The organism is Chitinophaga pinensis, assembly GCF_007896845.1.
In the GTDB taxonomy this organism is placed as follows: Bacteria; Bacteroidota; Bacteroidia; order Chitinophagales; family Chitinophagaceae; genus Chitinophaga; species Chitinophaga pinensis_C.
The window spans coordinates 34,743-60,212 of sequence record NZ_VOHS01000009.1; the positions used below are offsets into that span (position 1 = coordinate 34,743).

Genomic DNA, 25,470 nt, shown 5'->3' on the forward strand with positions numbered 1-25,470 from the left:
TCCGGAAGTTTTCCCTTTTAGTTTTCGTAATTTTCCCCCGGCTTTATTCTTAATCAATTCAATACCATATGCCGATGCAAACAACAAGCAAGGTATTACTGATGTCTGTCATTGCGATGACAACCATCACTTCCTCCGTATTCGCAGGTGGACCTGATAAGCCAGGCGCCTCCGTCGTTAAACCAGATGCAGACAATGCCGGACTGAAACTGCCGGCAGGCTTTGGCGCGCTTAAAGTAGCGGATGGCCTTGGCCGCACCCGCCACATTGCTGTGACTAGTAACGGCAGTATCTATGTTAAGCTGGACAGAGCAAAGAACAACAATGGTATCCTGTTCCTGCAGGACACTAATGGTGACGGTAAGATCGACAAACAGTCCGGTTTTGGTAATTATGGCGGAACAGGTATCTATGTAAAAGGCGATTACCTGTATGCTACTTCCAATGAAAACATCTACCGCTATAAGCTGGACGCACAGCAGCAGGTGACTGATCCGGAGCATCCGGAAACAGTGGTAAGCGGACTCCTTGATCGTCGTCAGCATGAATCCAAGTCGATTGTATTGGATGATGCCGGAAACATTTATGTGAATGTGGGCGCTTATTCCAATTCTTGTCAGACGAAAGACAGAACACAAGGTTCTTTAGGGATGCAACCTTGTCCTGTATTGGATTCCGCCGGCGGTATCTGGCAGTTCAAAGCAGATAAACTGAATCAGGTGTATGGTGATGGCGTACGTTATGCTACCGGTCTGAGAAACGTTGTAGGACTGGACTGGAACAAAGGCCAGAACCAACTTTTCGTGATGCAGCATGGCCGTGATCAGTTACATGATCTGTTTCCGTCTCTTTATACAGAGAAACAATCCGCTGACCTGCCCGCAGAATGTATGTATGCATTGAAACAGGGATCCGACTGCGGATGGCCTTACATCTACTACGACCCGTTCACCAACAAGAAAATGCTGGCGCCTGAATATGGCGGAGACGGTAAAAAGACAGGTGGTGAGACCGCAGAAAATCCGGTAGTAGCATTCCCGGCACATATGGCGCCTAACGGACTGCTGTTTTATACCGGTACACAGTTCCCTGAGAAGTATCGTAACGGTGCATTCATTGCTTTCCATGGATCATGGAACCGCTCTCCGGAGAATCAGGCGGGATACTATGTCGTATTTGTACCGTTTAAAGATGGTAAACCTTCCGGCAAATGGGAGGTATTTGCAGATGGATTTGCAGGTCCCGGTCCGGTGAAATCACCCGGGGATGCGCAACATCGTCCATGCGGACTGGCACAGGGCGCTGATGGTTCACTGTATGTAACAGATGATGTGAAAGGAACCGTTTACAGGATCGTTTATAAGACAAAATAGTATGGGCAAATGGATACTGGCAGTAATGCCATTGTTAATAGGAGCATTATCCGTGAGTGCGCAGGTAAAGAAACCTGCTAAACCTGCGGCGAAGCCTGACGCTGCATCTTCCGCAACGATCACCAGAGGAAAGGCTTTATACAGGCAATACTGCATCTCCTGCCATCAGGAGAATGGCAGTGGCGTACCACGTATGAATCCACCGCTGATCAAAACGGAATATGTATTAGGAGATAAGGCACGACTGATCGGCATATTACTGAACGGGTTCAACGAAGATGTGGAGATCAACGGCGATTACTACTCTAATCCGATGCCCTCACAGGCGCAACTGAAAGATGAGGAGATTGCCGATATCCTTTCTTATGTAAGAAACAGCTTTGGCAACAAGGCAAGTACAGTTTCGGCAGCCGAAGTAACGCAGGTACGGGCAGCCAAAAAGTAATATAACACAAAGAATCTGAATATCTTAACAGCGACATGCACCCAATGTGGGTAAATGTCGCTGTTTTTTAATTGCTTTTGTCAAACAGATTTCTAACATTTGCGGAAAATTTTAGGGACATGTCAGTGAATCTTGAAGTGGTGCGGGAGGTTAGTGAATTCAATAATTATTACAATAGCCTGGCGGAATTATTAAACAGGCACTTAGCGGACAATAATCTTTCTTTATCAGCACTGCGTGTACTGATAAAGTTGAGGGAAGAGGAAGAACAATGCACGGCAGGAAAACTGATAGCCAATCTTGGTATTGACGGCGGTTATCTGAGTCGCATTCTTAAATCCTTTGAATCCAATCAGCTTATTGCCAAACGTAAATCCAATCTGGATGGCCGTACCTGGTACCTGCAACTGACCGCAAAAGGGTCTAAGTTGCTCGAAACACTGGAACAGGGTTCGGCAGAACAGATAGGAAAACTGCTTGAGCCGGTACCGGCAGAACAGCAACTGGCACTGGCAGGCGCTATGAAAACCGTGCGTCACATCCTTTCTGATGACGCAAAGATCTCTCCGGAAGATATCACTTACAGACGTGATCTGCAGCCGGGAGACGCTGGTTTCCTCATGCACATGCACGGGTCGCTTTATGCAAAAGAAGCCGGGTACAATCTGGAATTTGAAACGCATACCTGTAAGACCTTCTATGAGTTTCTGGAAGCCTACAATTCTTCCAAGGATCAGGTATTTCTGGCGATGCATGGTAATCAGATCATTGGTTCTATTGCCGTACTGGGACATTCCCGTTACGCTACACAGATGCGCTGGTTCCTTGTTCATCCGGATTACCGGGGTATTGGTATCGGTCAGCGGCTGCTCACAGAGGCCATCAATGCGGCAAAAGAAAAGTTATTCCAGAAAATCTATCTCATTACGACCAGTCAGCAGGTAGCTGCTACTTCACTGTTTAAAAAGAACGGTTTCCGTAAATCAGGAGAGAAACACATGCCAATGTGGGGCTTACAGCTGACAGAAGAACGTTATGAGATTGACCTGATTTAAGCAAGCGACAATAATTGTTAACCCCCCTTGCTTTATTTAAAATAATTAGATATTTTTAGTTCGCTGTAGTTCTATCCAGGGTAAAATGTAGTCATCATACATAAAACCCTTTGAAATGAAGAATCCGTTCATCCTTCATTACCTCTCTTCCATTTACATACTTTTTATAACCCATCGTATCAGGACGGGTGGCATTGTTCTGTTTATTGCTGGTGATATCACCCGCCTGCATTGGTATGTTCCCTCAAACCCAATCTCCGCTGCATTACAATTCCTGATCCGTAACGCTTAATCCGTAATTGTTTAATGTTTTATTACTCACTAAATACTGATCCTTCAAAACCGTTTCAAACATGAGATCACTTCTACAAGTGGCCATACTGTTGCTGTGTATGCAGTTCAGTTCATTCGGCCAGCTCGCTAATTTCAATTCCACGGCAGAAGCCCTGCAAACAAGTATGTACAACACTTTCGGTACGCCCAATAACAACTACTGGTGGTGTGCCAATGGTGTACATGCTTTGCTGGACGGCTATACACGTACCCGTTCCGAAACTTACAAGACCCGTATGAAAGCCCTTTTACTGAACACAAAGGCATCTAATGGCAACACCTACATCAACTATTTCTATGATGACATGGATTGGATGGGGATTGCTACTTTACGCGCATGGGATGAAACCGGCGATGTGGATTATTACAATGTGGCCAGTCAGCTCTGGACTGACATTAAAGGCGGTTTCAGCAATGGTGCGATCGACTGGAATAAAGGTTGTGTCGGTTGTAAAAACTCCTGTGCAAATGCGCCTGCTATCATCCTTGGCGCAAGGATGTACCGGATTAATAATTCAGCGACCGATTTACAACTGATCAAGGACATTTTCACTTTTATGAAGGCCAATCTGGTAGACCCAACCACCGGTGCCGTATGGGATAACATCAATCTCAGTACAGGCGTTACCAACAAGGACTGGATCTTCTCTTACAATGTAGGTACTTTCATCGGCGCAGGCTGGGAACTGTACAAGATTACAGGCGATACCTACTATCTTAATGAAGCGGTAAAAACAGCAGATTATGCCATGAATTCCAGACGTACCAATGGTATGTTTTTCGCCAATGAAACAGGTAATGGTGATGGTGGATTGTTCAAAGGTATCTTCATCCGTTATCTCACCGAACTGGCCAGAGAAGGTAACATTTCTGCTACTAAACGGGCCGCCTATAATGAGGCCATCCGTTTTAACGCACAGACCCTCAAAACCAGTGGTATCAACGCTTCTACCAATCTGGTAGGAGCCAACTGGTCACAGCAGCCATCAGGTTCCACTGATTATGCAACACAGTTGAGTGGTGTGATGTTGATAGAAGCAGCAGCATTGCTGGATCAGTCTTTCTTCTTCAAAGATATTAACTACGGTGGCAGTTACTGGGGATTGAGTGTAGGTAGTTACAATACAGCTGCACTGGTTGCAAAAGGTATTGCCAACAATGATGTGACAGCCTTCGCGATCCCCGCAGGTTATCAGGCAACGCTTTATAAAAATGATAACTTCACTGGTGGCAGTCTGGTTGTAACAGGCAACAGTGCATGGATTGGTGGCCCATGGAATGATAGTACATCTTCCATTATCATCAGCTATACCGCAGGCGCTTCTTTCTTCAAAGATTGTAATTACACCGGTGCTGTGGTAAGTCTGCCGGCTGGCGATTATACACTTGCGCAGTTGCAGGCAAATGGTATCCTGAATGACGACATCTCTTCTCTCCGCGTCAGCAGCGGTTATCAGGTCATCCTTTATGAAAATGATAATTTTGCTGGTACGTCTGTAACAGCGACAGCAGACAATAGCTGTCTGGTAGCGCAGAATTTCAATGATAAGGCGACATCTATCCGTATTACTGCTACAGGTGCAGCACCGGCCGCAGTAACAACGGCAATGGCGAATACGATTGAAAAGAGTCTGCTGAAAGGCGTGACCTTATATCCTAACCCTGCAGGTAATACGTTGTATCTGAAATCAGGAGCAGATCTTCTTGGTGCAGATGTAACGGTAGTGGATATGTCAGGCAGGGTAGTTCTCCGCAATCGCCTGACAGCCAACAATCTCAACGTTTCACGTTTAGGCAGTGGCGTTTATTGGATCACGATTGTGAAAGATGGCAAAAAAAGTACAATTTCTTTCGTGAAATAACTAATTGTAACAGAATATCCTATGATGCTAAGGCCGGTCTTCCTTCGGGAGGGCTGGCCTTCCTGTTGCAAATTACCACCGGATTCATGTATATTTGTGCGCATAATACCTCAATGGGACGGTTCGTGAATGTCAAAGTGTTGTTATGATTATCTTATTGTACCCCCGGAATGACGTTTATACTCAATAAGAGACTGGATATCATTTTAATATATTAGTTTACTGTATGCTGAAAGTTGCTGCAAGGAGTATTCCTTTGTTTTCTTTTAACATTGTTTTCCTGTTTTTTTTCACCCATTCGCTTTCCGGCGTGAAAGGTGACAGATCTCCTGTATATGCTGAGATCAGACATGCAGATAGTCTGGCGATCCTGCAGGACACTACCATATTTCCGGTGGTGGACACCCTGCCTGATACGATCAGTTTCTCCATCGTGGGTGATATGATGGTGGGCTCATCTTACCCGGCTACGGCCTTTTTACCAAAAGAAGAGGAAGGAAATATATTGCAGTATGCCATGCCTTTGCTGCAGGAGACCGATTTGCGTATCGGAAACCTCGAGAGTGCGGTGTCTGACAGTGCAAAAGTGTTTAAGAATTGCGGCAACTCTACCCAGTGTTTTGCTTTTCGTACCCCCTATAAACAAGCCATGTGGTATAAGGAGGCAGGATTTGAATACCTGAACCTCGCCAATAACCACTCTTACGACTTCGGCCAGAAAGGCGTGACGCATACGCTCGGCTTTCTGGATAGCGTCAATATCAAGACCAGCGGTATACCGCAACGGGTATTTGACACTCTGACCGTCAGGAATACAAAGATTGGTTTTGTCTCGTTTGCCCCTCATACGGGTTGTCTGGACATGAACGATGATTCTTTGGTAAGGGCAACAATTGCGGAGGTACGCCCTCTTTGCCAGTTGCTGGTTGTTTTCTTCCATGGGGGTGGAGAAGGTTCCGCCCGTACCCATACGCCGAAGGGCAGGGAGTTCTTTTTAGGTCAAAACAGGGGTGATGTTAGACATTTCGCTCATATGTGTATCAATGAGGGAGCAGACCTTGTAATAGGCTCAGGTCCGCACGTAGTAAGGGGTATGGAGCGTTATAAAGGTAAATTAGTCGCTTATAGTTTAGGAAATTTTGCAACTTATCATCAATTCAATTTAAAATATCCCAATAATATTGCACCTTTGCTGCGGGTAAAAATCACCAGCGAGGGAAACCTTGTCGAGCATAAAGTGTTTTCTTTCCTGCAAGAGGGGGAAGGCATACCTAAACCGGATACAACATCGAAAGCTTTCAAAATGATCCGAACTTTATCTGCCGCCGACTTTGGATACACGGCAGTCGAAGAAGGGGTCTTTGACTAAAACATCATGTTACTGTGAAGAAGTTATTGCCGATAATCATATCTGTTGCCAGCATTACCACTGTTGCGGCACAAGTAAAGAAAAAGCCAGTTAAACACGCACCAGCGAAGAAACATACAACTGCTTACCATAAGAAAGCGACTGCCCATAAGTCGAAACCTGTTGTCCACCACAAAGTGGTAGCACCACCACCGATGCCTGATAGTTTGTATTTTCCAAACTCAGATATCACCGTCAATACATACGATACCTCAGGATTGCGTAATAATATCAAGCAACTGTTCGCCGTACTGGAGTCAGAACTGGGTAAACCTTACATCCGTGGCGCTATCGGCCCTATGGCCTTTGATTGCAGCGGACTGATCAAGTTTGGTTTCTCTTTCATTGGTATGACCCTGCCACGTACAGCGGCTGAAATGAGCAACCTGGGTAACCTCATCACCGTATCAGACTTTACACCGGGTGATCTGCTGTTCTTCACCGGACGTAGTACCAAATCCAAAGTAAAAAGAGTTGCACACGTAGGTTGTGTGTATAAAGTAGACAATGGCAAGGTACTGATGATTCATTCCAGCAATCAGGGCGTCAATATTGTAGATATCACAAACAGTGAGTACTACAAGAAACGTTTTATCGCTGCGAAAAGAGTGATTGAAGTAGATTCTACGAATACGGTAATACCGATGAAAGAAGGGAATCTGACGGATTACTAACTTCCTTTATTTTACTGTCATTTTATGTTGACCATTCATGGTGGTCAGTATATTGTATTGCCTTTAAAATGGCCTTGCAGAAGGCGTTTTAAAGGCATTTATTATTTATTCCACACTAATAATATCCCTGAAGCTTTTTCTGTGTTTTTCCTTATTTTTAGTTGTGGCCATAAAATAGCCCTGAACCAAAAACAATCATATGGATGCACAGCAACTGGACATGAACCGGAACGAAGATGCGATGCGTAAATCTCTCAGCACGCTCAGACAACGCCTTTCCGTCATCGAACAGGGAGGTGGTAAAAAGAACCTCGAAAAAGTGCGGCAGAGAGGTAAGTTGACCCCGAGAGAAAGAATTGCTTATCTGCTGGACAAAGACACCCCTTTTACAGAAATCGGCGCCTTCGCCGCTTATGACATGTATCCTGAACATGGCGGTTGTCCCGCAGCAGGTACTGTCGGTGGTATTGGCTATATCAGCGGTCGTCAGTGTATGATCGTAGCGAATGATATGACCGTGAAAGCCGGCGCATGGTTTCCTCTGACAGGCAAGAAGAACCTGCGCCTGCAGGAAATTGCCATGGAAAACAGACTGCCTGTTATCTATCTCGTAGACAGTGCAGGCGTATACCTGCCAATGCAGGATGAGATATTCCCGGATAAAGAACATTTCGGCCGCATCTTCCGCAACAATGCACGGATGAGCGCCATGGGTATCACACAGATCGCTGCTGTGATGGGCAGCTGCGTAGCGGGTGGCGCATACCTGCCGATCATGAGCGATGAAGTACTCATGGTGAATGGAAATGGTTCCATTTTCCTCGCCGGACCATACCTCGTAAAAGCAGCTATCGGCGAAACCGTAGATGCAGAAACATTAGGCGGCGCCGTTACGCATACAGAGATTTCAGGTATCGCTGATTATAAATTTGACAGCGATGAAGCATGTCTCGATCAGATCAAAAAGATCGTCAGCAAGATAGGAGATCCTGCGAGTGCCGGCTTTAACCGTGCAGTACCTGCAGCTCCGGAGAAAGATCCTGCTACATTATACAGCGTCATTCCGGAAGATAGCACCCGTCCTTATGATATGCTGGAAGTGATTCATCGGCTGGTAGACCGTTCTGAGTTTGACCAATACAAAGAAGATTATGGCAAAACGATTCTCTGCGGATATGCCCGCATAGACGGCTGGGCCGTAGGGATTGTAGCCAATCAGCGTAAGATGGTAAAAAGCAAAAAAGGAGAGATGCAGATGGGCGGTGTTATTTACAATGACAGCGCAGACAAGGCAGCACGTTTTATCATGAATTGTAACCAGAAAAAAATTCCTCTGGTATTCCTGCAGGACGTGACCGGCTTTATGGTGGGCAGTCGCAGTGAACATGCCGGTATCATCAAAGACGGCGCTAAACTGGTGAATGCAGTAGCTAATTCTGTTGTACCTAAATTCACTGTTATCGTAGGTAATTCCTATGGCGCAGGTAACTATGCCATGTGTGGTAAAGCATACGATCCGCGTTTCATTTATGCATGGCCTAATGCAAAGATCGCCGTGATGGGTGGTGAACAGGCGGCAAAGACACTCCTGCAGATACAGGTAGCCTCACTCAAAGCCAAAGGAGAGGAGATCTCGCCGGAAGAAGAAAACCGTTTGCTCAGCGAGATCACCGAACGTTATAACAGCCAGACCACACCGTATTATGCCGCTGCCCGTTTATGGGTAGATGAGATCATCGATCCGCAGGATACACGTAAAATATTGTCTGAAAGCATTGCTGCTGCGAATAATGCTCCTGTTGAAGATAGCTTCAGCCTCGGTGTATTTCAGGTGTAAAAGCATAGCGCTTAATCCTTATCTTTGCCCGCTATGTCAGAAGTTATTATTTACACGGACGGTTCATCCCGCGGTAACCCGGGCCCAGGTGGCTATGGCGTTGTACTGATGTGGAACAGTGTCCGCAAGGAATTATCACAGGGATATCGCCTCACGACCAACAACCGCATGGAACTGATGGCCGTTATCGTAGCCCTCGAAGCATTAAAGAGAGACGGACTGCAGGTTAAGATCTTTACAGATAGTCAGTACGTCGTTAACAGCGTCGAAAAAGGCTGGCTCTGGGGCTGGGTAAAGACCGGTTTTAAAGACAAAAAAAATAAAGACCTCTGGCAACGTTTTATTCCTGCTTTTAAAAAGCACCACGTAAAGTTCAACTGGGTAAAAGGACACTCCACCAACCCACTGAATAACCGTTGCGACGAACTGGCCACACAAGCTGCCGATAGTGGTAACTGGCTGGATGATGTCGGATTCGAAGGAGAATAGATACAATCACCAATATTCTGAAAAGGGCTGTCCCGCGATAAGCAGGACAGCCCATTTTCATGCATCTGACTCAGGCACTTTAACATTTATTTAATGAAAAATTGAAATTTGTCCACCATTATCTATAATTTATCCACTCTTTATAATTAGAATACATATTACATTTACATCATTATTATTTCAACTGTCTAAAAGGAAAAGATATGACACACTGGAAGATCGATGAATCACACAGCGAAATTGGATTTAAAGTAAAACACCTGATGATCACAAACGTAAGCGGTTATTTTACGGAGTTTACAGGAAGTGTTAAGACTGAAAGCGCGGATTTTCATGATGCAACAATCACATTTGAAGCAACAACGGCCAGCATCACCACCAACAACAAACAGAGAGACGAACACCTGAAAGGTGGTGAGTTCTTCGATACAGAGCATCATCCTAAGATCTCTTTCGTATCTAAAAAGATCAAGAAAGTAACAGAAGAAGAATATAAGCTGATCGGTGATCTGACTATCAAAGGTCATACACACAGCATCGAACTGGATGTTTTACGCAACGGCGTTGTGACAGACCCATACGGACAGGAAAAAGAAGGCTTTTCCATCAAAGGACGCCTGCACCGTGCAGACTATGGCCTGCGTTGGAATGCCGCTACAGAAGCAGGTAGCATCGTACTGAGCGACGAAGTAAAACTGCTGATGGAAGTACAGCTGGTGAAAGAAGCAGTGCCGGTATTGGCATAACCAGCTGCCCGGAACAGTAAACCCTTCATTGATATATGGAAATTGGAATTGACAGCTTTGCAGCGAGGTTTAGTGATAATGCGGCCGCTGCATTGAGTGACAGGGATGCTATGCTCCAGTTACTCGAGCGAATGGAACACGCAGACCGATCGGATCTTGACGTATTTGGCATCGGTGAACATCACCGTAAGGGCTTTCTGGATTCGGCGCCTACGCATATTCTTGCGGCAGCTGCCTCCCGGACTAAAAAGATCAGACTGGCCAGTGCTGTTACAGTACTGAGCGCAATGGATCCGGTGCGCGCATTTCAGAACTTTGCCACCCTCGACCTGATCTCCGACGGTCGTGCAGAAATGGTAGTAGGACGTGGCTCGTTCACAGATGCTTTCCCGTTATTCGGATACAACCTCAATGATTACGATGACCTGTTCTCGGAAAAACTGGATTTATTACTGGAGATCCGTGATAAGGAATTTGTGACATGGTCAGGTAAGTTCAGACCAGCGATGAAAAATCAACCGGTATATCCACGCCCATTACAGGAGAAACTTCCGATATGGCTTGGCGTAGGTGGTACACCACAGTCTTTCGTGCGAGCAGGTGCATTAGGCTTACCATTGATGGTGGCGATCATAGGAGGGGAAACACACCGTTTCCGTCCCCTGATCGATCTCTATCGTGAAGCCGGAAGACGTGCAGGACATGCGCCTGAAACACTCACCGTTGGTTTACACTCGCTCGGATACGTTGCAGAAACAACAGAAAAAGCAATAGAAGATTTTTATCCGGGTTACGCAGCCAGCATGACAAAGGTAGGCAAAGAGAGAGGCTGGCCACCGGTAACAAAACAGCATTTCCTCGCCCAGAATGGTCCTACAGGGGCTTTACTGGTAGGAAGTGCAGAAGAAGTAGCAGAGAAGATAGTGCATCACGCGAACGCATTGGGAGGTATCTCAAGACTGACCTTCCAGATGGATTCCGCGGAAGTACCACATGACAAACTGATGAACGCAATTGATCTGATAGGTAACAAAGTGAAGCCTTTGGTAAACGCATAATGCCAGAAGAGGCGTCCAGCTATAAGCGGACGCCTCTTTTATTTTTATTCTGCTTTCAGATGTTTCACCGGATCACTGAGCGCCGCCCTCACCGCCTGATAACTCACCGTCAGAAAAGCAGCGATCAATGCAAAGAGTCCCGCAACTGCAAACATCCAACCGTTCACAGGAATGTGATAGGCAAACCCACTCAGCCATTTATCCATCGCCCACCACGCCAGCGGACAAGACACAAGAATAGCAATCAGCACCAGCTTGATGAAGTCGCGTGACAGTAATAATGCAACATACGCAGACGAAGCCCCCAACACTTTTCTTATACTGATTTCCTTCTTTCTTAATTGCGCCGTATAGGCTGACAAACCAAATAATCCCATACAGGAAATGAAAATGGCAAATGCCGCGAATGTCTTGAATATACTGCTCATCTGGTTCTCAGATGCATACAGCCTGTTTAGTTTATCATCTATAAATGTATAAGTAAATGTACCTCCCGGCGTCAGCGTTGTAATACGTTCTTTCATATACGCCAGCGCCGCAGGTATATGTCCCGGCTTTATCTTCAGCAACAGATAATTCGCACGATTAGGATCATACTTTATCACCAATGGATCTACCGGCGTATGCAACGATGCAAAATTGAAATCCTTTACCACACCTACTACCGTACCGGTATCTCCATCCGCTATAAACAGATGTCCGACCGCTGATGTGAGATGATACGCCTTTACCGCAGATTCATTTATAATAAACTCCTTCTGTTTGATATCAGGCATCTGATTATGAAAATTCCGGCCTTCTACCAAAGGGATCTGAAGGGTAGATAACAGCCGTTCATCCGACCACATAATGCGGCTGTTGTCAAACTCCTCTTTGTTGGTAGCTGATAGTGGCTGAAACGGCTGCGAACTGAATCTGTCTCCCGGCAGCGTAGATACAATAGAAAAGTCAACAATATCAGGTGAGCGTTCAATATCATCGATCAATGACCTGAAGTGCTGCCACATAGGTCCATATATCGTAATGCCGGCTACCTGTTCTCTGTCAAATCCAAGATCCTTGTTGTGAAAAAATCTGATCTGACGATAGATGATCATTGTACTGATGATCATAAAAACAGATACGACAAACTGAAAGATCACCATGCCCTTTCTTACATTATTTACCTGACTGCCGGGCATGTTTTTACTCCTCAGTGCCTTTATAGGATGAAAGTGTGCCACATGCCACGCCGGATATCCTCCCGCCAGTAATGCAATAAAAATGATCAATAATAAGGTCATACCCAGTCCGGATGGAGTCAGTGCTTCATTCAGATAAAATGGCCGTTCCGCGATACTATTATAGAAAGGAATAGCCGTTTTGAACAGGACAAATGCCAGTATGGTTGCCAGTAAGGTCGTCAGCAATGATTCCCCCAGAAACTGTCCTATCACCTGCCGGTAGGTTGCGCCTATCACTTTACGCATGCCTATTTCTCTCATCCTGCCAAATGCCTGCGCAGTATATAGGTTGATAAAATTGACTGCAGCTACGAGGAGAATAAATAAGGCCGCCAGCGAAAATATCTTTACATAAGTGACATCACTGTTGGGATACATCTCTTTTTCCAGCCGGGAATGCAGGTGAATACTTGTAATAGGTTGTATACCAATCTCACGGTCAGCCAGTATCTCTTCACGGGTCGTATTGCCATCTTCATAAAACTTTGCAGTAAAGTCCTTCAGCCCCGTCTCCACCTTTTTGGCAGAAGCAGGTTTATCCAGCAGGATATAGGTATAAAACCCATTCCAGGTCTTGTTGGCCAGTGAACGGTCATCCAGAAAGTGATGGATGGTAGACATAGACAGGAGATAGTCAAACCGGAGATGTGTGGGGAAATTGTATTCATGGACCACACCGGTGACTTTCAGAGAGATATTATTTACATCATCCTGCAGGATTTTCCCTAAGGGATCGGCTTCGCCAAAATACTTACGGGCCATTTTATCTGTGATAATGATGGAGCCCGGTGTATTTAATGCGTTGTTTTTGTCGCCGGAGAGAAATTGAATATCAAATACATCCGTTACAGCAGGGTCGGCAAAGAAACCGCCTTTCTCTTCGAATTTTACCACATTACCATTGGCGCCTGTGTAACTCAGCACCTGATAAGGATAGGGTCTGTGAAAACTAACAGTGTTCACCACCTGTGGGAAAAACTGCCTGAAGGCATCCGCAGTAGAGGGAGCGGTTGCCGCCCAGCTACGGGCATTGTCGCCCTTGCCGGTCTGGGTAACACGATAAATACGGTCTGCCTTCGCAAACCCCTTGTCATAACTGAGTTCCTGCTTCACATGGAAGATGATCAGCAGCGCACAGGCCACACCCATGGCCAATCCTGTAATATTGATCGCTGAGAAAAGCTTATTCTTCCAAAGGTTTCTCAGGGCTATTTTAAGGTAACTTTTAAACATATACTACAATGAATATACTATACCTCCGCTAAGTAAATGCCGGAATATTAAATTGCTCATAACCAGTGTTTTAATGTTTTAGGGAAGAACCAAAATGTCCGTTTTTAGTACAATATCCGTTCACTTTTAAATATTGTCGATGTAGTTCGGTAGTTTTGTGTCGGATTTCAACCTATAGACGAACATGAAGAACTTATTGATAACCGGACTGGCTCTGTTATTTAGCCTGATAAGCTATAGCCAGACTAACTGGACGCTTAAGCATGATAAAGACGGAATTAAGATCTATACCAAAACGATCGAGAATTCCGATTACAAGGGCATCAAAGTAAAATGTTCATTGCCAGCGACTTTGACCCAGTTTACCGCCGTCATAATGGATGTCAACACTGCAGGAGAGTGGTTGTATGCTACTAAATCAAGTACGCTGCTGAAACAGATCTCTCCGGCGGAAGTATACTATTATTCCGAAGTGAGCCTGCCCTGGCCACTTAACAACAGGGACTTTATCTGTCATCTGCATGCCAGTCAGGATCCTCATACACGGATAGTGACCATTGACGGACCAGTAGTGCCTGATTACATGCCAGCTAAAAATGGTATTGTGCGTGTAACACAGTCCTCCGGAAAATGGATCATCACGCCCAATGGCAGCAATGTAGATATTGAGTATACACTGGAAGCGAACCCCGGTGGTAATCTTCCTGCATGGCTGGTGAACCTGTTTGTGACGAAAGGCCCAATGGAGTCTTTTAAGAAGCTCAAAGAACAGGTGAACAAACCTCAGTACAAGAAAGTACAGTATACGTTCATTAAGAACTGATACTAAATAGGATATTGAAAAGGTCTTTTGCTGACGGCGGATGGGCACGTAAGTTATAAAAGGAAAAGGGGAAGCAATGTTGCTTCCCCTTTTCCTTTTATAACTGAAGAATGTTATTCAAATTTCTTTCCTTCTACTTTACCTACGTAAGTGCCCTGTATCGGTCTGCCAGCTACCGTGATATTGAATTTGATCGTGTAGATCTCTTTCTCTCTGGTCACATTCAGGGTACCTGCTGAAACACCGGTAATCTCTGTTCCTTCACCATATATGCCGCTTGCGGTATATCTTACATATGATCCAAAGAAGTTCTTCTTCTTATCATAGTTGATGTTGGCGCGTACCATGTAGGTATAGGTATCTGAGAAGTACAGGCTATCTACAGAAATCTGTACAGAATTCTCAACATACTCAGGCGCCTGTGGCTTATTCGTGATCACCAGACCATCTCTGCCTGTCCAGTATGCGTAATCAGCTGCATAAGTTTTACCCTCAATGGTATAAGAACCGCCAAGGTCTGCAGGATTAGTGTCATTCTTATCGTCTTTTTTACAAGCTACCGAGATGGCGGTAACGGCGAACAGTAATACAGCGAGCTTTTTCATAGGTTATATATGGTTTTACGTCTGTTTTCAGTGGGACAGACAAGTTTTGCGGTGCAAATATATCGTTTTATTTAATATAATGGTAGTGGGTCTTCAAACCATCTGTAATAGCATATCATTCAGGGGCGAAGATTTGCTCAATCTTCGCAGCTGCAGCTTTATTTTTCATGTGTATGGCCGCTTTTCTTGCTGACTGGGCCAGATCGCGACTGAGCTGCGCGGGAGGTAATAGCCTGATCTCCCGCATTGCCCGGGAAAAGGAGGCAATAGCTATAGGATGCTGATTGTCAAAAGCGAGTGTCAGTTGATAGATCGTGTCAACAGTCGGACCTGATAGGCGTGCCATGTCACGTTCCTGCGCCAATGCCAGTTGCAGGGTGTCCCACGCTTTTAGCGCTTCTCCGTTTTCCAGATATAACCGGGAGAGCTTTTCCAGTGCATGGGTCCTCATGAAAGCACGATTATCCAGTTGTGCGATTAGCTCGTAAGCACGGATTTCTCCGGCCCGGTTTTTCAGCACTGTTTCATAATATAAAAGCGCATTGGCTTCCTCACCCGTCCATGTCGTTTTTTCGGTTTGCCATTGATCTACCAGCTCCCTGAGCGCTTCTTTGTCATTCAGATCAATGGCCAGATACATTTCCTGCTCAATCGTATCAAGGGAAGGATGGAGTGTTCTTTGGATCCGCGTTTCCCATTGTAACAGCTCCTCCTGACTGATATGACACACTTCCCGGGAGGCACCGGCAACATAATAGAATGCCTGCTTCAGTTTTGAGGCCTTTGCATTGTCTACCAGATCGTAAGTAACATCAATCCCGGCAGATACAAGGAACTCGTAATCGAAGCCGCAGGAGGTATCAAAATTGGCTCGCTTAGCTGCAGTAAATAACCATACGTTCTCCGGATTCTTAAACCGGGACAAGAGGCTTGCGGCAAGCATCATCGCATCCCCGCAACCCTGAAAAGGATCTTTTTCGGCCCGTTTAATCTCCTGCCGGAACAACTCTTGTAACAGTGGTTCGTCAGTTGGCAGGGGGGCAAACTTCAGCGCTGTAATGAGGTTGCTCCTTTTCTGCCGATGCAGGTCACAGTCCGCGTCATCTTTTGAACGTTTAAAAAAGAACGTTTTAAGCGGAATTTTACCAGCACGGACATCATTCAGGATAGCAATGTGTTTTTGAAGGAGCTGCATAGGTCTGTTTTTATAATTAAAAAAAGGCTTTCGTTTAGAAAGCCTTTTTAATTACATGTTGTTGTAAAGCTGTTGCATTTCACTCGTCATCTGATCATAGATCGGCTTTGTAAACTGCATAAACAATTCCTGTGGCGGCGGCGGAGCAATATCCTCACCACCCATCAGGCTTTTATCCTGATCGCTGAGTGCGCGTTCATCTCCTTTATAATATCCCCACTGATTCACCCAGGTAAAGCTACCGGGCAGTCTGTCAGTACGGATGATATTACCGTTTACAGCATCCAGCAGCTGGTAGTCCAGCACACCTTTGGAGATCACGGTTGCTTTGTTTACGTACACCTTCGCTTTTACAGTAGCGTAACGTTTGATGGTTTCTTTACCCGTACTGTCTTTCACAGTAGATACGACAATCTCTTTGGACACTTCTCTTTCGGAGCGGTCTACATAAGTCTGGCCCACTACGAAATCATAAAAACGCATTTCCAGAAACTGGTCAGGTTGTATCCTGTTAGCCTGAGCAATACGTTCGTCTGTGAATTGTACGAAGCGGTTGATATTACGCTGTTGCAGGTTTTTGATCAGTATTTCTCTGAACTGATCAGCGCTGAACTGATAGTAAGGAGAACGTACATCGATCTGTCTTACAACTACATTAACGGTTCCTCTTGCGAAGGCTTCATCTCTGAGTTGTGCTGCATTGCGGTAGTTGGGAATGAGGCTCAGGGCTGCCTGAAACTCTTCAAATGCCTGTCTTGCAGCGCCTTTATCTCCCTGATCGAGGAGAGAAGCACCGCGATCATACCTTACCTGTGCCGCATTTTCCTGCGCGCCGGTAATAGCATTACGATAATCTTTAGGTTTAACGATTGCCAATGCTGCGGGACTGGCCTGTATCGCATCGTATAAGCGCTGGAGGCTACGGTATTCGTTGCGTACATACTCCCATTTCAGGGGATCGTTGGAGCTCAGCAAACCAGTGACTTTATCTTCATGAAGACGTCTGGCCTGTGCATAGGCATCCGGAAGCAGTTGTAGTGAGGTGGTGTGTGCAGGTTTCTTCTGTAGTTTTTTTACAAATACAAGAACGGCATCGTCGTACCGTCCTTTATTGTACAATTTCTCCCCGTTTTTACAGGAGAGGATAAATAGGATAGGTGCTATCAGCCACCAGAAACGGTTTTGCATATAATCGGTAGTGTATTTTTATTTCAGGAATCTTCTGATCTCCCTGTCCGTTTCGCGCTGCTTGATGCTATCCCGTTTGTCGTGCAGCTTTTTACCTTTACCCAGTCCGATTTCAATCTTAGCCAGGCTTTTGTCGGTAATAAAGATGCGAAGGGGAATGATGCTATAGCCTCTTTCCTTGATCTTGTTCTCAAGTTTTCTAAGTTCACGCTTGGTCAGCAGTAACTTACGTTCACGAAGGGGATCATGATTAGCATATGTACCGTGTGTATACTCGGATATATGCAGGCTTTTAACAAACAACTCTCCTTTGGAAAAATAGCAGAATGAATCATTGAAGCTCACGCGGCTACCGCGGATTGATTTAATTTCCGTTCCTGTCAACACCATGCCGGCAATATACTTGTCCTCTATTGCGTACTCGAAATATGCCGATCTGTTCTTGAGTTCTGCCATCGTCTGAAAAAATTAGGATCAGGAGCCGGTACTTAGGAATTGGGCTGTGCTAACAGCCGCAATTAATATATTCCGTGGATCCTGAATCAGGAAAAAAATAAAGAATTAAAATTGAGGATTAAGAACTGGGCTGTCTGGACAGGCTCAATTCATATATGCTGGCTTCTTAATTCTGTTTTGTGGTTAATAATGAATGAAGTTATATTATAAAATTAGGAATTAAGAATCAAGTGTTAAGAAAATTGCACTGGCAATAGTTCTTAATTCCCGACTCCTAATTCCTAATGTTTTCGCTTTGGTGCTTAGTTCTTAAATAACTCTAACAACAGAGCCAGACGCTGTTTCATCTCCTTACGGTCAATGATCAGATCCAGGAAACCGTGTTCCAGCAGGAACTCAGCACTCTGGAAACCTTCAGGCAGGTCTTTCTTGATAGTTTCTTTAATAACGCGCGGACCGGCGAAACCGATCAGTGCTTTAGGCTCCGCAATGTTCAGATCACCCAGCATTGCAAAGGAAGCTGTTACACCACCTGTGGTAGGATCTGTCATCAGGGAAATATAAGGCAGCTTAGCTTCTGCCAGCTGCGTCAGTTTTGCGGAAGTTTTAGCCATCTGCATCAGAGAGAAGGCACTTTCCATCATACGCGCACCACCTGACTTGGAAATAACCATCAGCGGCATCTTGTTCGCAATACAGTAATCAATGGAACGGGCGATTTTTTCACCTACCACTGAACCCATGGAACCACCGATGAAGGCGAAGTCCATACAGGCAATTACCAGGTTGTTACCCAATACCTGACCTGCACCTACGCGCATGGCATCTTTCAGACCGGATTTCTTCTGAGCCTCCACGAGTCTTGCACCGTAAGGTTTCAGGTCCTTGAATCCGAGGAAGTCTTTCGGATAGATATTACCAAACAGCTCTTCGAATTCATTGTTGTCAAATAGAATTTCGAAATACTCTGCCGAATTGATGCGATTGTGGTAATTACACTTGTCGCATACATAAAAGTGCTCTTTCAGATCTTTTACTGTAGAGGTTTTTTTGCAGCTAGGACATTTGTGCCACAATCCATCCGGCGCTTCTTTCTTCTCACTTGTAGACGTTTGAATGCCTTGTTTAATGCGCTTAAACCAGCTTGACATATTGTGCTATTAGGTTACAAAATAGTTGTGCAAGATACAAATTATATTAACTTCCAAAGTATGCGACCTGTATAATTATAATTAAAGTATCTGGCAACCAATAATTTGATTGGAAAGATATATATATAACTGCTATAATAAAAATGCATTTACAAAAAAATCCTCAGGAATGACTTCCTGAGGATTCATAATTTGTCCCGCTTCCGGAATTACGCGTTTCTGTTTACGCAATTCAGGTCAGCGAATGCTTCTTCCAGGCGCTTAACGAAGGTTTCTTCACCTTTACGCAGCCATACGCGGGGATCGTAGTATTTTTTGTTTGGCTTATCCGCACCTTCCGGGTTACCCAGCTGAGCCTGCAGATAATCTTTCTTCGCTTCGTAGAAATCATGGATACCTTCCCAGAATGCCCACTGCATGTCTGTATCAAGGTTCATTTTGATTACACCATAACCCAGAGATTCTGCGATCTGATGTTTAGGAGAACCGGAACCACCATGGAATACATAGTAGATTGGTTTTGGAGCAGTACCCAGTTTCTGCTGTACAAATTCCTGGCTGTTGTGCAGGATCACAGGACGCAGTTCAACGTTACCCGGGCTATAAACACCGTGTACGTTACCGAAAGCAGCTGCAACAGTGAAACGGCTACCTACTTTGGACAGGTTTTCGTAAGCATAGAATACTTCTTCTGGCTGTGTATACAGCTTGTCGTTTTCAACACCTGAGTTGTCAACGCCATCTTCTTCACCACCAGTTACGCCCAGTTCGATTTCGATGGACATACCCAGTTTGTTCATTCTTTCGAAATATTTAACGGAAGTCTCGATATTCTCGTGAATTGGCTCTTCGGAAAGGTCCAGCATGTGGGAACTGAACAGTGGCTGACCAGTCTGTTTCATGAATACTTCACCCGCATCCAGCAAACCGTCGATCCATGGTAACCATTTTTTAGCAGCGTGGTCAGTGTGCAATACTACTGGTACGCCGTAGTATTTAGCTACTTCGTGTACGTGTTTTGCACCAGAGATCGCGCCCGCAATATTTGCCTGCAGCTTGTCATTCGGCATTCCCTTACCGGCAAAGAACTGTGCACCGCCATTGGAGAACTGAATAATAACAGGTGAATTTACTTTGGCAGCGGTTTCCAGTACTGCGTTTACGGAATTGGTACCCACCACGTTAACGGCAGGCATTGCGAATGCATTACTCTTGGCATCATTGTACAGCGCTTCCAGCTCTTCGCCGAATAACACGCCAGCTCTGTATTTTCCCATAGCTTTCGGATTGTTTTACATTTAAGGATGGCAAATATAAGTACTAAAGATTAACTATTATAGCACAATTACGAATTATCAATAACGAATTACGAATTAAAATGGCATTTTTCTCGTAATTTTTTATTATTTATTGACAATTATACAATAGTTTCCATAATTCCTGCAGATATCCTGCGGCCTTCCCGAGCCGGCTCCCATACCACGAAAACATCTCCCCATCCACCAGCATGATACGCGCTCCGGGTACCAGCTCCGCCAGTTCCGCAATATGTTTCTCTTTAAAAGGATAGGGCTCCGACGACAATAATATTACCTGACAACCGGATGATAATAGACTCCCGGCATCCACTTCCGGATACCGTGGATTTCCCGCAAATACATTTTCCAGTCCGCAATACTCCGTCATGATATGATGTATAAACGTATCTCCCCCGGCAACCATCCATGGATCCCGCCAGATAAAATAGGCTGTCCGCAGTTTTTTTGAATGGGCTGTATTTTTTAGTAAGTCGCTGAATCTGATAGAGATATCTTTGCTTATTTGCAAAGCCTGTTCATGTCTGCCGGTAATTTCCCCCACCTTTATTATCATCTCCACGGCATCTTCCATCATCTGAATATCGCTGACCCAGACCGGCACCCGTTCCATCAGATACCGGATATCAGCAGCCGTATTTTCCTCCTTGTTTGCAATCACAAGGTCCGGTTGTAAGGCCAGTATCTCTTCAAGATGTAGTTGTTTGGTGCCACCGATCCTCTGCTTTTGCCGGAACCATTGCTCCGGATGTACACAAAATTTAGTGATGCCCACCACTTCTTCATCCAGTCCGAGGTCATATAATAATTCTGTCTGCGAAGGTACAACCGATATAATGCGACGGGGCGGGAAGGGTATTACCACTTCCCGCCCCAGCTGGTCTGTATATGTCTTCATCTTCTGCATCAGCTACCCAATGCCTGAATGATGTCGTACTTCGTCACAATATGCGGTTTGCCACTTTCATCCTTGCTGATCACCGCCCCGTTTTCTTTATTGATATAGGCAGATAGCTTTTCTATCGGCATATCCATACTTACCTCCGGAAAAGCAGTCTGCATCACCTGTTTGATCTGCGCATCCTTCAGATTCGCATCATCAATCAGGCGGTTGAAAAGCCCACCTTCTGAAATCGCCCCGACGATCTCATTATTATGTAATACCGGCAAATGCTCGATATCAAATTTCTTCATCTTGATAATCGCATCACTCACTTTTTCCTCCTGACTGATCGTCACCAGCGGCTGATTACGCCGGCTGTTCACCACATCTTTCACTGTTTTCACGTCAAGGAAACCACGCTCCATCATCCACTGATCATTATATACCTTACCTACATAACGGCTGCCGTGGTCATGGAAAATAACCACAACCACATCTGTAGGTTTCAGGCGGCTCTTTAATTGTATCAGCCCCGACAAGGCAGAACCTGCGGAGTAACCGACAAAGATGCCTTCCTCTTTTGTAATACGGCGGGCCATCACAGCACCATCCTTATCCGTCACCTTTTCAAAATGATCGATCAGGCTCATATCATAGTTCTGTGGCACGAAATCTTCCCCGATACCCTCCGTGATGTAAGGATATACTTCACTCATATCGAGTTCGCCGGTTTCGTGGTATTTCTTCAGCAATGAACCATAACTGTCTATGGCCCAAACCTGTATATCCGGATTTTTCTCTTTCAGGAATTTGCCCGCACCGGTAATGGTACCACCTGTACCGGTAGCTACCACCAGATGGGTGATCTTACCGTCTGTCTGATCCCAGATCTCCGGACCGGTCTGCTCATAATGCGCATCGCGGTTAGCCAGATTGTCGTACTGGTTTACGTAAAATGAATTCGGGATCTCGGTGGACAGTCTGCGGGACACAGAATAATAAGAACGCGGATCATCCGGTTCTACATTCGTCGGACAAACGATCACCTCAGCGCCAACGGCTTTCAGGATGTCTACTTTTTCCTTCGACTGTTTATCTGTTGTCGTAAAAATACATTTGTACCCTTTTATCACGGCTGCCAGTGCCAGCCCCATGCCGGTATTACCAGAGGTGCCTTCGATAATGGTGCCGCCGGGTTTCAGCAGGCCTTGCTTTTCTGCTTCTTCTACCATTTTTACGGCCATGCGGTCTTTAATAGAGTTACCGGGGTTAAAGAACTCAACTTTCGCGAATACCGGGCATGGGAGGCCGGCTGTCACGCGGTGCAGTTTCACAAGTGGAGTGTTGCCGATCGTTTCGAGGATGCTGTTGCAAAATTTCATATAGATCTTGTTGGACAGTAGCGAATGTAAGGAATTTCCCTTTTTCAGGATCGGGAGAGGCATCCTTCCGGAGGGATCGCTCCGGCGGAGATGTCCCGTATATGCGTCGTATATACGCCCTGTATGCGTCATGTCAGAAATATTTTTTACCAGTAGGAATGCTGCTCCGGGAAGGTCGTTTTCTGACTACATAATATCGTCTTTATCTTATTGATAATCAATATTTGAGCCGTAGATGTCCCGTAGATAAGCCGTATATAAGCCATACCTATAGGAATGACTTATATACGGCTTATCTACGGGGTATCTACGGCTTATCCCCGGGTTACCTTTTATACACAATCGGTATTAATAGCCGAAGGACCAAAACCCGAAACCAATCCCCGAAGGTTTCTGACAGAGGAACAACCTAATACCTATTATACTATCTTTGCATGTCATGAGTCAGCGGATATTTATTACCGGTATAGGGACCGGGGTAGGGAAAACAGTGACCTCCGCCTGCGTAGTGGAAGCGCTACAGGCAGATTACTGGAAACCGATACAGAGTGGGTTATCAGAAGGGACGGATACTGATACGGTGAAAAGTCTGATATCCAATCCTGTGACGGTTTGTCACCCGGAAGCATATCGTCTGGAAGCCCCGGCTTCGCCACATCTTGCGGCAAGACTGGAAAACATTCAGATTGATGTGGCACAGGTGGTCGCACAGGTAGGGGGAATACAGCCTTCCGGACGACCTTTGGTGATTGAAGGCGCCGGCGGACTGATGGTACCGTTGACAGAGCAGCTCTTTACTATCGACTTTATAGCGCAACTAAAAGCCAGCGTCATTATCGTGAGCCAGAATTATCTGGGGAGTATCAACCACGCATTATTGACCGCACAGGTACTGAAACAACGTGGTATCCCTGTTTTGGGGTGGATTTTCAGCGGAGCATATCATACCAATGAAACGGAAGTTGTAGAATGGAGCGGTTACCCGCTATTGGGAAGGATCCCTCACACTGCGCTGGTTGACAGGGCATTTGTGAAGGAACAGGCAGAAAAGTTATCTTTGGGGCAATTCTGATCCACTTGTTAACAAAAAAGGATATACGAAAGGAATACCTGGAAAAACGTTTGAACCTTCCGGACGATGTGATTGCCACCCTTAACCGGGAGTTACTGCACCAATGCCGGCTGCTGGATTACAGCAATTTCAGCATGGCACACATTTTTCTTCCCATCACTGAAAAGAAAGAAGCGGACACGCACGCACTGGTGGACTGGGCCAGAGAGGCATATCCTGCATTACAATGGGCATTGTCCAGGTCGGATATGCGTAATGCAACGATGGAACACTTTCTCTGGAAACCGGATACCGTGCTGGTAAAAAACGCTTACGGGATACCCGAACCTGCCGGAGGCATTACATTGCTGCCTGCCGAAATGGACCTGGTATTCGTTCCTATGCTCGCTTTCGATAAAAAAGGACAGCGGGTCGGATACGGAAAAGGGATGTATGACCGTTTCCTGAAACAATGTTCGCCAACAGTAACCACTATCGGCCTGTCATTGTTCGAACCGGTAGAGGCGATCGCCGACGCAGGCGAAAACGACGTGCCTTTGGATATGGTCGTAACGCCGCAAACAATTTACTATTTCAAAAAGAGCTAAAATGCTGAAACACCTGAAAGTCTTATTATACCCTTTCTCACTGCTCTATGGTCTGGTAATGTGGGTACGTAACCGCTTGTACGACAGTAATATGCTGACGGCAGTAGAGTTTGATCTGCCCGTAATAGCCGTAGGCAATTTATCGGTAGGTGGTACGGGGAAGACGCCTCATGTGGAGTACCTCATTAAGCTATTGAAAGATAATCATCAGGTAGCCACCTTAAGCCGGGGATATAACCGGCGTACCAGTGGGTATCTGCTGGCTGATCACGCCAGCACCGCCGCTCAGCTGGGAGATGAACCGATGCAGTTCCATCAGAAGTTTCCCGAAATAGCTGTCTGCGTAGGGGAAGAACGTATGCTGGCCATACCCCAGCTGCTGGGAGAACGTCCCGAAACACAGGTGATATTGCTGGATGATGCTTTCCAGCACCGTTCTGTAAAACCGGGTCAGAATATCCTGATCACCGAATACGGACGCCGTTTCACCAAAGACCATGTAGTTCCTTTCGGTCGCCTGCGCGAAGGCCGTAAGGGCTATGAAAGGGCCAATTGTATCATTGTGTCCAAGTGTCCGCCACAACTGTCTGACACCGAAAAAGCCGCCATCCGGCAGGAGATTGCTCCTCTGCCGCATCAGCAACTGTTTTTTACTTCTCTGACCTATGGCGACTTATATGATATGTTCAGTGGCACACCGGTAACAGCTCCTGCTGATACCACCGTACTGCTTGTTTGTGGTATCGCAAGACCAGAGCCGCTTTTACAGCGATTAAAAGAAACCTGTAAAAGCGTATTTCTGCTCTCTTTTCCGGATCATTACTACTATTCCGTCCCTGATCTGGAGAAAATACACCGGGAACTGGAGAACCTGCCCGGTAGCAATAAACTGGTGGTAACAACCGAAAAAGACGCCGTCAGACTACAACTGCTGTCAGAACAGCTGCGTCCTTTGAATTTACCCATCGCCGTTATGCCGGTGGAAATATCTTTCCTGTTCGGGGAAGGAGATTCATTTAATAATTATATTTTTACTTACGTGGATCAGTTTGGAAGTAACCATGATTAAACGTTAC

The 25,470-nt window shown here is 45.6% G+C and carries 24 protein-coding genes; 15 read left to right on the forward strand and 9 right to left on the reverse strand.

Features of this window, described 5'->3' with window-relative positions; all coding sequences use genetic code 11:
* Positions 1 to 74 precede the first annotated feature (74 nt).
* The 11 genes from FEF09_RS11460 to FEF09_RS11505 all read left to right on the forward strand — a co-directional run bounded on the left by FEF09_RS11460 (position 75) and on the right by FEF09_RS11505 (position 11,280).
* Positions 75 to 1,373 carry a PQQ-dependent sugar dehydrogenase gene (locus tag FEF09_RS11460; RefSeq protein ID WP_261387424.1) on the forward strand — a complete coding sequence of 433 codons (1,299 nt, stop codon included), beginning with the start codon at positions 75 to 77 and terminating at the stop codon, positions 1,371 to 1,373.
* 1 nt (position 1,374) lies between these two features.
* Positions 1,375 to 1,818: a c-type cytochrome gene (locus tag FEF09_RS11465; protein ID WP_146305240.1), complete on the forward strand. Its 444-nt coding sequence runs from the start codon at positions 1,375 to 1,377 to the stop codon at positions 1,816 to 1,818.
* 119 nt (positions 1,819 to 1,937) lie between these two features.
* Positions 1,938 to 2,873, forward strand: a complete 936-nt coding sequence (locus FEF09_RS11470; protein WP_146305241.1) for a bifunctional helix-turn-helix transcriptional regulator/GNAT family N-acetyltransferase — start codon at positions 1,938 to 1,940, stop codon at positions 2,871 to 2,873.
* A gap of 115 nt (positions 2,874 to 2,988) precedes the next feature.
* The gene (locus FEF09_RS30705; protein ID WP_186774301.1) at positions 2,989 to 3,165 is read left to right on the forward strand and encodes a hypothetical protein; all 177 of its coding nucleotides are present in this window, start codon (positions 2,989 to 2,991) and stop codon (positions 3,163 to 3,165) included.
* 61 nt (positions 3,166 to 3,226) lie between these two features.
* Positions 3,227 to 5,068, forward strand: a complete 1,842-nt coding sequence (locus FEF09_RS11475) for a glycoside hydrolase family 76 protein (RefSeq protein ID WP_146305242.1) — start codon at positions 3,227 to 3,229, stop codon at positions 5,066 to 5,068.
* Positions 5,069 to 5,294: 226 nt separating this feature from the next.
* Entirely contained in the window at positions 5,295 to 6,437 is a 1,143-nt protein-coding gene (locus FEF09_RS11480) for a CapA family protein (RefSeq protein ID WP_146305243.1), read from the forward strand.
* Between the two features lie 14 nt (positions 6,438 to 6,451).
* Positions 6,452 to 7,150, forward strand: a complete 699-nt coding sequence (locus FEF09_RS11485) for a C40 family peptidase (protein WP_146305244.1) — start codon at positions 6,452 to 6,454, stop codon at positions 7,148 to 7,150.
* Positions 7,151 to 7,349: 199 nt separating this feature from the next.
* Positions 7,350 to 8,987, forward strand: coding sequence for an acyl-CoA carboxylase subunit beta (locus FEF09_RS11490; protein ID WP_146305245.1), 1,638 nt, complete (start codon positions 7,350 to 7,352; stop codon positions 8,985 to 8,987).
* Positions 8,988 to 9,020: 33 nt separating this feature from the next.
* The gene (gene rnhA / locus FEF09_RS11495) at positions 9,021 to 9,476 is read left to right on the forward strand and encodes a ribonuclease HI (RefSeq protein ID WP_146305246.1); all 456 of its coding nucleotides are present in this window, start codon (positions 9,021 to 9,023) and stop codon (positions 9,474 to 9,476) included.
* A 203-nt stretch (positions 9,477 to 9,679) separates the two neighbouring features.
* Positions 9,680 to 10,222: a YceI family protein gene (locus FEF09_RS11500; protein WP_146305247.1), complete on the forward strand. Its 543-nt coding sequence runs from the start codon at positions 9,680 to 9,682 to the stop codon at positions 10,220 to 10,222.
* A 35-nt stretch (positions 10,223 to 10,257) separates the two neighbouring features.
* Positions 10,258 to 11,280: an LLM class flavin-dependent oxidoreductase gene (locus tag FEF09_RS11505; RefSeq protein WP_146305248.1), complete on the forward strand. Its 1,023-nt coding sequence runs from the start codon at positions 10,258 to 10,260 to the stop codon at positions 11,278 to 11,280.
* A gap of 44 nt (positions 11,281 to 11,324) precedes the next feature.
* On the opposite strand, the gene FEF09_RS11510 is transcribed toward FEF09_RS11505, so the two are convergent.
* Complete coding sequence (locus tag FEF09_RS11510; protein ID WP_146305249.1) at positions 11,325 to 13,736, reverse strand: ABC transporter permease; 2,412 nt, start codon at positions 13,734 to 13,736, stop codon at positions 11,325 to 11,327.
* Between the two features lie 184 nt (positions 13,737 to 13,920).
* On the opposite strand from FEF09_RS11510, the gene FEF09_RS11515 reads away from it, so the two are divergent.
* Positions 13,921 to 14,559, forward strand: coding sequence for an START domain-containing protein (locus FEF09_RS11515; RefSeq protein ID WP_146305250.1), 639 nt, complete (start codon positions 13,921 to 13,923; stop codon positions 14,557 to 14,559).
* 113 nt (positions 14,560 to 14,672) lie between these two features.
* Here FEF09_RS11515 and FEF09_RS11520 read toward each other — a convergent pair whose 3' ends face one another.
* From FEF09_RS11520 to FEF09_RS11555, 8 genes are all read right to left on the reverse strand, one after another.
* Positions 14,673 to 15,164, reverse strand: a complete 492-nt coding sequence (locus tag FEF09_RS11520) for a hypothetical protein (protein ID WP_146305251.1) — start codon at positions 15,162 to 15,164, stop codon at positions 14,673 to 14,675.
* Positions 15,165 to 15,279: 115 nt separating this feature from the next.
* A complete protein-coding gene (locus FEF09_RS11525; protein ID WP_146305252.1) occupies positions 15,280 to 16,359 on the reverse strand; it encodes a hypothetical protein in 1,080 nt (359 codons plus the stop codon).
* A 51-nt stretch (positions 16,360 to 16,410) separates the two neighbouring features.
* Positions 16,411 to 17,547: a hypothetical protein gene (locus FEF09_RS30710; protein WP_186774302.1), complete on the reverse strand. Its 1,137-nt coding sequence runs from the start codon at positions 17,545 to 17,547 to the stop codon at positions 16,411 to 16,413.
* An 18-nt stretch (positions 17,548 to 17,565) separates the two neighbouring features.
* Positions 17,566 to 18,003, reverse strand: coding sequence for an SsrA-binding protein SmpB (gene smpB, locus FEF09_RS11535; RefSeq protein WP_146305253.1), 438 nt, complete (start codon positions 18,001 to 18,003; stop codon positions 17,566 to 17,568).
* A gap of 302 nt (positions 18,004 to 18,305) precedes the next feature.
* A complete protein-coding gene (gene accD / locus FEF09_RS11540) occupies positions 18,306 to 19,154 on the reverse strand; it encodes an acetyl-CoA carboxylase, carboxyltransferase subunit beta (protein WP_146305254.1) in 849 nt (282 codons plus the stop codon).
* Between the two features lie 209 nt (positions 19,155 to 19,363).
* Positions 19,364 to 20,431 (reverse strand): class II fructose-bisphosphate aldolase, encoded by a 1,068-nt coding sequence (fbaA, locus tag FEF09_RS11545; RefSeq protein ID WP_146305255.1) that lies wholly within the window; start codon positions 20,429 to 20,431, stop codon positions 19,364 to 19,366.
* 130 nt (positions 20,432 to 20,561) lie between these two features.
* Entirely contained in the window at positions 20,562 to 21,368 is an 807-nt protein-coding gene (locus FEF09_RS11550) for a helical backbone metal receptor (RefSeq protein WP_261387425.1), read from the reverse strand.
* An 8-nt stretch (positions 21,369 to 21,376) separates the two neighbouring features.
* Positions 21,377 to 22,735: a pyridoxal-phosphate dependent enzyme gene (locus FEF09_RS11555; protein ID WP_146305257.1), complete on the reverse strand. Its 1,359-nt coding sequence runs from the start codon at positions 22,733 to 22,735 to the stop codon at positions 21,377 to 21,379.
* Between the two features lie 439 nt (positions 22,736 to 23,174).
* On the opposite strand from FEF09_RS11555, the gene bioD reads away from it, so the two are divergent.
* Genes bioD through lpxK form a run of 3 tightly spaced genes read left to right on the forward strand, consistent with a single transcriptional unit; the run spans position 23,175 to position 25,463 of the window.
* Entirely contained in the window at positions 23,175 to 23,807 is a 633-nt protein-coding gene (gene bioD, locus FEF09_RS11560; protein WP_146305258.1) for a dethiobiotin synthase, read from the forward strand.
* A gap of 5 nt (positions 23,808 to 23,812) precedes the next feature.
* On the forward strand, positions 23,813 to 24,394 hold the full coding sequence (locus FEF09_RS11565; RefSeq protein WP_186774303.1) for a 5-formyltetrahydrofolate cyclo-ligase: 582 nt from the start codon (positions 23,813 to 23,815) through the stop codon (positions 24,392 to 24,394).
* Position 24,395: 1 nt separating this feature from the next.
* The gene (gene lpxK, locus FEF09_RS11570; RefSeq protein WP_146305260.1) at positions 24,396 to 25,463 is read left to right on the forward strand and encodes a tetraacyldisaccharide 4'-kinase; all 1,068 of its coding nucleotides are present in this window, start codon (positions 24,396 to 24,398) and stop codon (positions 25,461 to 25,463) included.
* Positions 25,464 to 25,470: the final 7 nt, after the last annotated feature.